The sequence below is a fragment of the Paraburkholderia sp. FT54 genome (assembly GCF_031585635.1).
GTDB lineage: Bacteria > Pseudomonadota > Gammaproteobacteria > Burkholderiales > Burkholderiaceae > Paraburkholderia.
The window spans coordinates 3424951-3436411 of record NZ_CP134195.1 but is presented as its reverse complement, the minus strand read 5'-3'; the positions used below and the strand labels follow the sequence as shown (position 1 = coordinate 3436411).

At 60.7% G+C, this 11461-nt stretch carries 10 protein-coding genes; 5 read left to right on the top strand and 5 right to left on the bottom strand.

The window, feature by feature from the left end:
* The first annotated feature begins 165 nt into the window (after positions 1 to 165).
* Positions 166 to 606 (top strand): potassium channel family protein, encoded by a 441-nt coding sequence (locus tag RI103_RS15895; RefSeq protein ID WP_310812884.1) that lies wholly within the window; start codon positions 166 to 168, stop codon positions 604 to 606.
* Between the two features lie 114 nt (positions 607 to 720).
* Positions 721 to 1491, top strand: a complete 771-nt coding sequence (locus RI103_RS15890) for an ion channel (RefSeq protein ID WP_310812883.1) — start codon at positions 721 to 723, stop codon at positions 1489 to 1491.
* Positions 1492 to 1991: 500 nt separating this feature from the next.
* Here RI103_RS15890 and RI103_RS15885 read toward each other — a convergent pair whose 3' ends face one another.
* The 3 genes from RI103_RS15885 to ltaE form a co-directional block, all read right to left on the bottom strand.
* Entirely contained in the window at positions 1992 to 2348 is a 357-nt protein-coding gene (locus RI103_RS15885) for an STAS/SEC14 domain-containing protein (RefSeq protein WP_007588956.1), read from the bottom strand.
* 358 nt (positions 2349 to 2706) lie between these two features.
* Positions 2707 to 3480, bottom strand: coding sequence for an arylamine N-acetyltransferase (locus tag RI103_RS15880; protein WP_310812882.1), 774 nt, complete (start codon positions 3478 to 3480; stop codon positions 2707 to 2709).
* 61 nt (positions 3481 to 3541) lie between these two features.
* A complete protein-coding gene (gene ltaE / locus RI103_RS15875) occupies positions 3542 to 4615 on the bottom strand; it encodes a low-specificity L-threonine aldolase (protein ID WP_310812881.1) in 1074 nt (357 codons plus the stop codon).
* Between the two features lie 108 nt (positions 4616 to 4723).
* Here ltaE and RI103_RS15870 point away from each other — a divergent pair, with 108 nt between their 5' ends.
* The gene (locus tag RI103_RS15870; RefSeq protein ID WP_310812880.1) at positions 4724 to 6178 is read left to right on the top strand and encodes a PLP-dependent aminotransferase family protein; all 1455 of its coding nucleotides are present in this window, start codon (positions 4724 to 4726) and stop codon (positions 6176 to 6178) included.
* A 338-nt stretch (positions 6179 to 6516) separates the two neighbouring features.
* On the opposite strand, the gene RI103_RS15865 is transcribed toward RI103_RS15870, so the two are convergent.
* Positions 6517 to 6975 (bottom strand): hypothetical protein, encoded by a 459-nt coding sequence (locus tag RI103_RS15865; RefSeq protein ID WP_310812879.1) that lies wholly within the window; start codon positions 6973 to 6975, stop codon positions 6517 to 6519.
* Positions 6972 to 7313: a zinc ribbon domain-containing protein YjdM gene (locus RI103_RS15860; RefSeq protein ID WP_310812878.1), complete on the bottom strand. Its 342-nt coding sequence runs from the start codon at positions 7311 to 7313 to the stop codon at positions 6972 to 6974. The genes RI103_RS15865 and RI103_RS15860 overlap by 4 nt, the downstream gene beginning before the upstream one ends.
* Before the next feature lie 546 nt (positions 7314 to 7859).
* On the opposite strand from RI103_RS15860, the gene RI103_RS15855 reads away from it, so the two are divergent.
* Positions 7860 to 9977 carry a D-(-)-3-hydroxybutyrate oligomer hydrolase gene (locus RI103_RS15855; RefSeq protein ID WP_310812877.1) on the top strand — a complete coding sequence of 706 codons (2118 nt, stop codon included), beginning with the start codon at positions 7860 to 7862 and terminating at the stop codon, positions 9975 to 9977.
* Positions 9978 to 10895: 918 nt separating this feature from the next.
* The gene (locus RI103_RS15850) at positions 10896 to 11390 is read left to right on the top strand and encodes a hypothetical protein (protein ID WP_310812876.1); all 495 of its coding nucleotides are present in this window, start codon (positions 10896 to 10898) and stop codon (positions 11388 to 11390) included.
* The last annotated feature ends 71 nt before the right edge of the window (positions 11391 to 11461 follow it).

Sequence of the window (11461 nt, the reverse complement as noted above, 5' to 3'; positions counted from 1 at the left end):
AGTAAGCGAGCGTTCGGCAACATTTGGAGCGGGACATGGCTGGGTGCGGCTGACGCAATGTGTCCTATGATTGGCCGGGGGTAGCAAGTTTTGAACTTGCGATCTCCGCGTCCCGAATGCGGTGCCTTTTTTGCCTGCGCGCTCCCCCCGAAGACGGAGTCAATCATGCTACACAATGTACTGGCCGCCGCTCCGGCCATGGTCCTGTGCCTGCTGCTGCAAGGCGTGGTGGTAGCCATCTGCCTGCGCCGGTACGCGCGCTTCCGGCGCAACGTTAAGAGTCAGGACTTGCTATGGGTGGACGTCCTGCTATTGATAACCGTGATGCTGCTGACCTTGCTCTGCAATTTCGCCCAAATGGCAATCTGGGCTGCGCTGTTCATGTTCTTAGGCGAATTTTCCGATTTCGCCACTGCTCTGTATCACTCCGCGGTCAACTTCATCACGCTGGGCTACGGCGACATTGTCATGTCCAAGCAATGGCGCATGCTTGGTCCAATCGAAGCTGCCAACGGCATCCTTATGTTCGGAGTCTCAACCTCGGTGATGACGGCTGCGGTTATGGATGTGATTAAGTACCATCATGCCCGACTGCAGCAGAAGTAGCCGCCAGAGCACTGCACACGGGGCGCTGAAGGAATGAAAATCGGCAGCATCGGGCCGGGGCGGTGAAGGGCCGAAGTGGGTCCGACTTCTGCCAGCGCGGGCGGGAGCGGCAGGGTGTGGTACCGCTTTATAGTCCCGTCACACGCGGCCCGGCCTGTCTGGCCGCGACATAAGCGGAGCAAGGGAGAGAGCACCATGGCCTTCCGTACCACGCGCGAAGCGCTGTCTCGCATTTTCTACCAGCGCTGTTTCTGGCTGTTCGTCGTGCTGGTTATTCTCATCGGCGCGGTGTCGTTCGTGCCGGCGAGCGACAGCGGCAGATTCGTTCTGAACGTCGTCAACATGTTCCTCCTCATAGCGACCGTGGCAGCGGTCAGCCGCACGACCCTGTCGTTCGTGATGGCACTGCTGTTTGCTATTCCGGCCATGTGGTTCCAGTACCACGGCCTGTGGCACGACGACGATCGCAGTCTTGCGGTATCCTGGATGTTCAGCGCCGTGCTGTATTCCATCACAGTCGTATACCTTCTGCGCTACGTATTCCAGCCCAAAATCATGACGCCGGACAAGCTGTTTGGCGCCGCGGCGGCGTATCTGTTGATCGGTGTCCTCTGGGCGTACGTCTACGCGAGCATCGGATTCTTCTATCCGCAGTCTTACATGATCGTCGGGCAGCCGGGGCGGCTCGTCTATGCCGACGCGCTTTACTTCAGCATTACCGTCCTCACGAGCACAGGCTTCGGCGACATCACACCGCTCACGCGCCCGGCACGCGGCATGTGCATGGTGGAACAGATCACCGGCAGCTTGTTCGTCGCGATCCTGATCGCCCGCCTCGCCGGTGTTTACCCACCGAGAGAGAGTTATACCGACGGCGAATCATAGGAAGTTAAGAAGCTTTGTCGTGTCTGTCTGACTGCTCGCGATATGCCTGAACTCGACGACCAACTAGACTGATTGAGGGGCGGTTGTACCTCGCAAGCGGCCATCGCACGCGCTTGGTGACGACAGACCGTTGAGGGTCGCGTGCTGCCGATCGAAACACTGCGAGTCTGAAGCTATTTATGCCGACTGCATGAGGTAACACGCGGCCATGAAGCGTCATTCGCGAGCAACTTCGCTCAGACATTCAGGCGTCGGCTCCACTCGGGAACCGGCCATTCAATTCGCAATGTTGAAGAGTTGCTTGTCGGCCAGTCCGGTCATTCGAGCCTTTCAGTATTTGGCCAATTTTTGAATGACCAGTCTCAGAAAAATCGAACAGGCGCTAACGCCCCTTAGCCGCCAGTGCAAGCAAGAGCGCGAATGCCAATGGCATCTTGATCGCGCAGGTCAATCACGCTCCGACGTGCAGCCGGACTGCTACGAAATTCGCCAGGCGGCGTTCAGGTGTTGATCCAGACGCGCGCCTGCTCCAGCTCGTTGACGTGGAACGCCTTGACTTCGGCCTTCGTAAAGAACCGCGCCAGATGCGTCGAGGCACGGATCCAGCCCGCATCGGCCACCACGGCGGCGCGCGTGACCTTGCGGGCCACGGAAACGCCGAGCGTTATATCGGTCCACAGCGCCTTCGGCTCGATGCCGGTGAAGTGCTCGATGCGTTCGAGCACGCGGGTCTTGCCGTTCAGTTCGAGATCACCACGCATGCGCTCAATGGCTTCGCGCAGATCGTGGTCGGTGATTTTGCCTTCGACGGAAATTTCGATGACAGGGGAATCGGGCTCGGTGTGATACAGGATCATGGCAAGACCGCCTGACTTGGGAGACGTTACACGCTCAGGCGCGGCGCGGATGAGCCTAGCGTTCGATAATTTCTTCACGATACCCCCTTTTTACACGGCTCGGTTAGCCAGGTTTAACGCCGTTTAGAGTACGCTGACGGACCCGCCCCGTTACCATCTTCCCGCCCGTGCGACACGCGTCGCTGCATGGCCAGCCGTTCGGTTGGAGTAAGAGCAGGCACGTGCGGCGCCTCGCGGCCATCTACGGCCATTCGCGCTCGCTCATAGCCGGACGTTCGAACGTCGGTTTAAAATCAAACTGCGGACCTTGGTGCTCAGAATGCGCCAGATCGGTCGTCCCCAGGTGCTTCCTAAGCGATCAGCGTTCCGTAGCGTCCAGGCCAAACTCTCGCGACAACGTTGATATACGCTCACCGGCAAGAATGGTTCGCTGTTCAGTTTGTCCGTTTTTCACGATCTTTAGCGTGTCGCCAAACAGGATCTTTCGACCAGCCTGGTTGTGCAGGACAATCAGTAGCTTCTGCACAAAGACTGCGTCCGGGTGCGTGGAATTCAGGTAATTGGCGGGCACGAAATCGATCCATTCATGGCGAGACAGGTCGAATGCATATTGATTGACCCATTCGCCATCGACCATCGCTTTCAATACGTATTCCTGATTGTCCGACATGCTCAGCATGAACGTATCCGAGTCCTGTTTGACTTCAACATCCAGCAGATCCAGTCGCATCGGAGCTCTGATCCCATAGCTTCCGAAACCGAGGTCACACAACCAGCGGACACCGTCCAGCATTAGCACGAGTGCCATATGAGTTTTGGGTCTCTTGACCGGGTAGAACATCGGCCGGGCGGCAACGAATTGATATGGGATGCCCATCGCCTGAAGTGCCATGGCAAAGAGTCCATTCACTTCATAACAATACCCACCTCGCGTTTTGTGGAGAATCTTTCCGACGATCTCCTCGGGAATCAGTGAGACGACCTTTTTCGCCTGCACGTCGAGATTTTCGAACGGCACGGTGAATAGCTGGCATCTCATCATATCTGTGATGGTTTCAATGTCCGCTTTCCCGCTCTTTTGAAAGCCAATCCGGTCGAAGTACTGTTGCAGCGAAAAATTTTCAGCTTGCATGATTGCGCATGGTTGAGGGTGACTGAGAGACTTCTTTAGGGCTATCGCGCCCGCTAAGGAGCTAGCTGTGCTCAGCGTGAGGTACGCTCGCCAGGCTACGCGAATCGCGGCCCGCAAAGAAATCGCGGGCGGCAGCAAGCGCAAACGCTACGGCTTTCTCGCCGACGTCAAGGTGCGTGACCCAGCGCTGTCGGGTTGCACCATATACGGACGTGACGCCGACACCCTGCGCGGCCAGATGGTTTGCGAAGTCCAATGCGACCTCGGCGGCAACATCCACGAAGACGATATTTGTGGCGGGCACCGATACGGACAGACCTGGAAGTTCCGACAAACCCTGCGCGAGTGCATTTGCATTGGCATGATCGTCAGCGAGCCGATCGATATGGTGTTCCAGCGCATAAAGGCCCGCAGCAGCGAGAATCCCTGCTTGCCTCAGGCCGCCGCCAAGCATCTTGCGCAGGCGCCTTGCTTTGGCGACAAGTGACGCAGGACCAACGAGCACCGATCCTGCTGGCGCGCCGAGTCCTTTGGAAAGGCAAACGGACACGGTGTCGAACGGGCGCGCCAGCATGCTGACCGGAAGCCGTAGGGCCACGGCGGCGTTAAATACCCGGGCCCCATCCAGGTGGCAGGCGAGCCCGTGCCGACGGGCCAGCATCGTCGCAGCATCGGCGTAAGACAGTGGTAAAACCTTTCCGCCGATCGTGTTTTCGAGGGCGAGCAGGCGCGTCCGCGCGAAGTGTGGGTCATCCGGTTTAATGGCTTCCTCGATGTCCTTGAGCAGTAGCGAACCGTCCGCCTGGTTGTTCAGTGGCTGGGGCTGGATGCCGCCCAGCACCGCTGCACCGCCCGCCTCCCAGCGGTAGCAGTGGGCATTCTGGCCGACGATGTACTCGTCGCCACGCTCGCAATGCGCCATGAGCGCGATCAGGTTCGACTGCGTACCCGACGACACGAACAGTGCTGCCTCTTTCCCGAGCATGTCAGCCATCCGTTCTTCAAGCCGCTTTACAGTCGGGTCATCGCCCATGACGTCATCGCCAACTTCGGCCGCGGCAATTGCCGCGCGCATGGCCGGACCGGGTCGGGTAACGGTGTCGCTACGGAAGTCATACTGGACTGTTGTGCTCATGGTATTCCCCTGAAAGTGGGGCCCATATTGGCATTCCGATCACGGACGGCCTATACACAACAGCGAAGAATCTGTTACATAACAGATTTACCCAACCTGATCGCGATCATGGGAACTGCAGAATCCGTCTTGCCGCGATACAGACAACTCGCGAAGCGGCTGTGGAGCAGTATCGAACAGGCTGGACTCGAGGAAGGTAGTCGCCTGCCGTCCGTGCGCACGCTCGCTTCGCAGCATGGCGTCAGCCTGACCACCGCACTGCAGGCTGTGCGGTGGCTGGAAGTCCAGGGGTATGTTCGGGCTCGCCCGCGCTCGGGCTATTTCGTCGCCGCGCGGGCAGAGCGGGGTAATGAAGCGCGCACTGCAAAGTGGCCCGATCCGCTGCCAGAGCTGGACCCTCAGGCGCGGGATCACCTGGCAATGGTCGGCGAGCCATGCGCGGTACGTCTCGATCTGGCCGCCGGCGAACCCTCGCTGTACCCCGTCGATCGGCTAAGTGTGCTGTTGCGCCGTCTCGCCTATCAGCATCGGAGTCTCGTCGGCGCTCACGTTCGCGGAACCGGCCACCCGGGTCTCCGACGGGAAATCGTTCGTCAGTCGATGCAATATTCCTGCGACCTTGACCCGGAGGAACTGGTAGTGACGAACGGCTGCGTCGAAGCGCTGAACCTCGCGCTCAGGGCCGTTACCCGGTCCGGTGACGTGGTTGCCGTCGAGTCGCCGACGTATTTCGCGCTGCTGCAGATGTTGCGTGCCCTCGAGTTGACGGCGCTGCCGATCCGGTGCCTGCCTGATATCGGCATGGACCTCGACGCGCTGAAGACTGTGCTCGACCAGACGCCGGTCAAAGTGGTCGTCACGATCGCCAACGCCAACAATCCTATCGGTAGTGTTGCGCCCGATTCCGCCAAGGCGGCACTAGTCCGATTGCTACGGGAACGGGATATTCCGCTGATCGAAGACGACATCTTTGGCGATGTCTGCTTTGGCGAAGTGCGGCCACGGCCGGTGAGGGCTTTTGATACCGCCGGCAACGTGCTGTTATGCGGGGGCTTCTCGAAGAGCCTGTGTCCCGGATTACGTCTGGGCTGGATTGCGGCGGGGCGATTCACGGAACGGGTGAAAGCACTGAAATACACGACCAGCATGGCGACTGCCGAACTGCAACAGGCTGCGGTGGCGGAAATGCTTGCGAGCGGCGGTTACGCGTTACACCTGAGGCGACTGAAGGCGGCTCTCCAAGGCCAGCAGCAGATGCTTCGCGACGCGATTCTGCGCTATTTCCCAAGCGGCACCGAGGTGAGCAGTCCGGCAGGGGGCTTTGTCCTCTGGGCCAGGCTGCCTGAGGCCTCAAGCGGTCCTGTCAGCACACGCACCCTGTTTGAGCGGGCACGTGCCGAAGGAATCGGTTTTGCCCCAGGGCATTTGTTTGGGCAGGCAGGCGCTTACGACGATTGCCTGCGGTTGAACGCCGGCTATCGCTGGACCAACGAACTCGAAGCCGCCGTTGAGCGGCTTGGGGTGCTGGCGAGAATTTCAACCGATGTTTCTGTTGGGTGCTAGTGAGAAAGCAGCGCGAATACCAGGCGGAGCTTGACGAGAGCAATCCGGAAGGAAACACCAACGCAACCCTCGAGGCAGGCGCGATGCCAACGCCAGACCGGCTGACCCGTACGAAATTCGCTGCGGTTGCGGAACAAAATCGAGACCACACTGATTTTAACGCCGCCGCTTGCAGCGCGACTCGGCATGCCGAGGAAAGCGCGGCTCGACCGGTGTACCACCTAGCATCAGCTCACCGCCGTGGAGTTTCCAGTATCCGGCGAGTGCGTCAAGCAGTTGCTTTCGCCCATGTGCCTGTGCGGTCTTCTCCAGCGTCGTGAGCTGCGCTTCAGCTAGAGTCAGCCGCTCGCACCCGCGTGCGAGCCGTTCGTGGAGTTCCTCTTGCAGCGGGCCGCCAGGCGACTGGCGAACTTCCTGCTGTGGACGCTTTCCGGCCAGCGCGTTGCGACCAGCAGTTTGCGTATCCGGTCACGGTGCTGCAGCACCTCCCTCTGCAGCTGGCCACGATCGCGAATCAGGTGGCGCGAAGCTTGGTGCTGCAGAGGCAGTACACGGATCACGCGCATGCTGTCTCGCTCGCCGCGCAGCCCAGCCCACAGGTTAATGACCAGCTTGATGACATCAAGCCGGTCCGTCTTCGCGCGCGCTTCTAGCGCTCGACCGGAGACTGCTTTACCCTGGGAACCCGCCATTGGGGCGGCGTTGAGCCCAAGAACCGGAATGAGTCGACTTCGGCTGCTCGACATCGTACCGGGTTGAGCCAACAGCCGGCAATCATGCGTCATGCGCTTGGTCACACCTTCTTGACGAATTCCGATTTCAGGCTCATGGCACCAAAGCCATCGATCTTGCAATCGATATCGTGGTCACTGTCCACCAGCCGAATATTTTTTGCCTTGGTGCCCATCTTGACCACGCCAGCCGAACCCTTCAGTTTCAAGTCCTTGGTCACAGTGACGGTATCCCCATCTTGCAAGACATTTCCAGCTGAATCGCGATAAACCCTGCCGTCCGTTTCGGTCGGCACGGCTGCTTGCGCCGACCATTCATGCGCACACTCCGGGCAGATGTAGGTGCTCCCATCTTCGTACGTGAACGCGGAATTGCATTTCGGACAGGGTGGCAATGCGCTCATGTGTAATCCTTGGTGCCTGACGTACGCAGTAAAAGCACGAAAGTATAGCGCTGTAGGGTGGGCTTGCTTCTCTTGCCGCGCTCACCGCGTCAATGTTGAGCGTACGCTTTCGGGATGTCTGAAGGTCGGCCTTGGGTCGCTCTCGCGCTGACTGACCGAGTCGGGCCGTCGTCCCAAACTGGGCGCTTATGAGTAGACCGCGACCTGAGGTCCTTAAAGGCAGGGATATCGTTCGGTGCCGCACACAAGACCATCCTTCCGTCCGGATAGGATCGGGACACGCAGCGACAAGGAGTCGATGGTGTCCCATGGGTCACTCTAATTTCAAATGTACGTGGTGGTGAATCACGAAGATCGCCACGTCGATTATTTTATCGTATCCGCTGAGCGGGTTGGCCGCAGCAGCGCGGATGTTGTTTCATCAACACTTCATTGTATCTGCGGTCCCTGACGTCCTAATGGCTAGCGACGCCGTGATCCGACGTTGCGCAAGGGTCTTCGCGGTGCACGGCGCGTCGAAATCGAACAACACACAAGGAGACATCGATGAGAGATATCCGGATCGCAACCCGGGGTAAAGCAGTGCTGCTCGGCGCCGCGTTAGTGAGCGGGGTACTCGTCCCTGTTGCACGGGCCGACGATCACGACGGCGGCCGCCCGGGCCCGAACGGGCTGCCGAGCTTCGTCGTGGCAGACAGCCTCAGGACGACCACCTATGACGGCGTCAGCGACGACCTGCTGACCGCCGGCCTCGGCAAAACCGGACTCGCAGGTCAGGCGCCTGCTATTGCGAACCCGGCGAGTCCGACGGCAGCCGAGTTGCGGCGGCTCGCGATCTGGGCAAATTACCGCGCGCTCGTCGATATCACAGCGCCTGGCGGCTACGGTCTTTTCTGGGGACCCAATGTCGATCTGTACGGCAACGACACCCTTGGCGAAGGAAAAATCGCCGGCACTGAATACCTCGCGTATGCCGACGACGGCAGGGGCCAGCAGAACGTCAGCCTCCTCGTGCAGGTGCCGGCGAACTTCGATCCGGCGAACCCGTGCATTGTCACAGCTACGTCATCGGGCTCGCGTGGGGTCTACGGTGCCATTTCGGCAGCCGGCGAGTGGGGCCTCAAGCGCGGTTGCGCGGTCGCCTATACCGACAAGGGTACCGGCAACGGGGCACACGAACTGATGACCGGTGACGTCACGCTGATTGACGGCCGCCTTGCGGATGCCGCCACGGCCGGGCGCAACAGTCTCTTCACAGCCAATGTGCCTGCGGGTGCGTTGTCCGTCTATAACCAGAAGTTCCCGAACCGCTATGCGTTCAAGCACGCGCATTCCCAGCAAAACCCTGAAGAGGACTGGGGCAAGGACACGCTCGAGGCGGTGCAGTTCGCCTATTGGGCCTTGAACCGGCAGTTTGCACTGCCCGGCGGCTCGCCTCATGGCGAGCGCTACCGCCCGGGCAGCATCACCACGATAGCGGCGTCGGTGAGCAACGGCGGTGGTGCGTCGCTCGCGGCCGCCGAGCAGGATACGACGGGATGGATCACGGCGGTGGTGGTTGGCGAACCACAGGTCAACGTCCGTATGCCCGGCAATGCGCAAGTGAACGAGGGCGGCCAGCGCATCGCGGCGGCCGGCAAGCCGCTGGCGGACTATATGACGCTCGCCAACCTCCTCCAGCCGTGCGCGGCACTCGCGGAAAGCGCTGCCAGCGCGCCGTATCTGACAGCACTGCCCCCCGCGACGACGACGGCGATCCGTCAGGCCCGCTGCACGTCACTCGCCGCAGCCGGGTACGTGCACGGCAGCGACACGCAAACGCAGGCGAACGACGCGCTCGCGCAACTGCACGCGGCTGGCTACGAAGCCGATTCCGACCTCCTGCACGCCCCGATGTGGGACTCGCAGGCCGTGCCGGCTGTCGCCGTGACGTACGCCAATGCATACACGAGGTCGAGCGTGATCGACAACCTGTGCGGTTTCAGTTTCAGCACGGCGAACCCTGCAACGGGCGCAGCGGGCTTTACACCGCCCGTCTCGCCTATGCCGACTGTGTTCGGGCTAGGCAATGGTGTGCCACCGACCAACGGCATCAGTCTCGTCTATAACGTCACGCCGCAAGGGGGCGCTGACCATCGGCTCGCGACATCCGATGCAAGCTTCGCGGGTGCCGCGTGCTTGCGCACGTTATGGACGAAGAGAGACCCGCGCATGCGGGCGAGTGTCGAGGCAATCGGCGTGAATGCGAACCTGCATGGAAAGCCCGCGATCATCGTTCAGGGCCGCAGCGACGCACTCGTGCCGGTCAACCATGCTTCACGCGCGTATCTTGCAGCGAACAGCGTAAGGGAAGGCTCGCGCAGCCAGTTGTCGTTCTACGAGGTGACGAACGGACAGCATTTCGACGCGTTCCTCGGCGTACCCGGCTTCGACACACGCTTCGTGCCGGTCCACTACTACAACATCCAGGCGCTCAACCTGATGTGGGGCCACCTGAAGAACGGCACGCCGCTGCCGCCGTCGCAGGTGATCCGCGCCGTGCCGCGCGGCGGCATCCCGGGCGCTGCGCCGGTGTTGAGCGTGGCGGACCTGCCAGCCATCGTCGCGAATCCTGGTAGCAATGCGATCGGGGTAAGCCACGGGGTAGTGAACGTACCGCACTGAAGGCGCGTTGCTTTGATTCGTAACGGTCAATGGACTGTTATGAACACAGGCCGCCGCTGGCGGCCCGTGTTCCGTCATCGCGGTCTGCGTGTGGGCGGGCCAAAGGAAATGTCCGTTGTCTCTCTCCTGGCATTGTGCGACACGAGTCTGCCCTTCTTGCCCTGCGGCGATATCGAAAACATGCCTGTCATCGCACGCGTACTCCGCTGTGGCTTGTGTGGGCCCGGGATACCAACTGCCAGACTGTTTTGGCAGGCACGCGGGGGCGGCTCTGAGTGCACAAAAACGGATGCCACGGCTGGTTGGGCTCTCCTGCGCTGAAGGAGCACTCCGGCCGAACAAGAGCCGCGCTAGGTTTTCGACAGTGACGCACGGGACACCTGCAGCCTATGCATCAGGCCGTATCCGGCCCACGACCCGCCGTTCAAATGCGTCGTGGGCAGGACGTTCGGGCGTCAGCTTTGCTCCGTAAGCGCCCATCGGATTATCAAAGACGAATGGTCCTTCATCGGCCGAACCCGGCGTTGACGCTACCATCGGCCATCGGCGGTTGTGTTCTACTTTGCTGACATTGGGCCACCGACAGGCTCGAACGGCTGGATCCCCCGAATCGGGGCTTGGCAGGCGAACGACCACCGACCAGAGCGCGTTCTGCGCGCCGAAGATGGCACAGAGCAGCGACAGCAGGTGCCCAATGGCGGCTTCGCCGTTACCGACCGCGAAGTTCGCGAGTACATCGCGTCGTCAGGCTGTCTGTTCGAAGTAGACGGGAGAGGTGCCGTCGGCGCTTGCTGGGTAGGGCTTACGCGATCACCTATTCAGGTTATGTTCGGGCGTCAGCGAATAACCTACGATGAGATCCAGGTTGCTACCGTATTGCACGGTGACCCTAACAACCACAGATTCAGGGACCAGGCATTGTCGTCGAAGCAAGGGGATCACGTCATGATTTCTGTACCAAAAACGGGCCGCCAGGCAGCGAAGCGTCATCCCGTGTATCTCGCTGAACTCGTTGTAATTGTAGGCGTCGCTGTGGCCAACCTCCATGGGCTGCACACCCAACCGATGGAGGGGGACGCTGCGAGACGGCCTGGCGGGAGTTACGAGAAGGGGTGGGCTGCGGTGGTGGCCTCGGGTGACGCCGGGAAGTTTGTCGCCTCGAACTATCGGACGTGCATCGAAGCCCGCGACACGGGCTACACGATGACGGATTGGTGGCTCACCATCGTTCACTCGCGCTTGAACACGGCGGCGCAGTGCGGCCTGAAATCCGTCTCGCTTGCGTCGGTGAAGGGTGACGCGTTTGTGGCCCAGGTGAAGAGCGTGATAAGCAGCCTGCCCACGCAAATTGCCGCGCCTGACCAACCGGCGCGCACGCTCCGATGGCTCGTCATCGACGATCGACCCACGTGATGCGCTGAGGGTGAGGGCGATTTCGTCCTCCTCACAGGGCAGTCTGCGCGGCTTCCGTCGCCATGTCGTCG

Bases quoted from the DNA above. Each gene is read 5' to 3' on its own strand.
- RI103_RS15895 (WP_310812884.1), top strand. From the start codon at position 166: ATGCTACACAATGTACTGGCCGCCGCTCCGGCCATGGTCCTGTGCCTG.
- RI103_RS15885 (WP_007588956.1), bottom strand. From the start codon at position 2,348: ATGATCCTGTATCACACCGAGCCCGATTCCCCTGTCATCGAAATTTCC.
- RI103_RS15880 (WP_310812882.1), bottom strand. From the start codon at position 3,480: ATGCAAGCTGAAAATTTTTCGCTGCAACAGTACTTCGACCGGATTGGC.
- ltaE (WP_310812881.1), bottom strand. From the start codon at position 4,615: ATGAGCACAACAGTCCAGTATGACTTCCGTAGCGACACCGTTACCCGA.
- RI103_RS15870 (WP_310812880.1), top strand. From the start codon at position 4,724: ATGGGAACTGCAGAATCCGTCTTGCCGCGATACAGACAACTCGCGAAG.
- RI103_RS15860 (WP_310812878.1), bottom strand. From the start codon at position 7,313: ATGAGCGCATTGCCACCCTGTCCGAAATGCAATTCCGCGTTCACGTAC.
- RI103_RS15855 (WP_310812877.1), top strand. From the start codon at position 7,860: ATGAGAGATATCCGGATCGCAACCCGGGGTAAAGCAGTGCTGCTCGGC.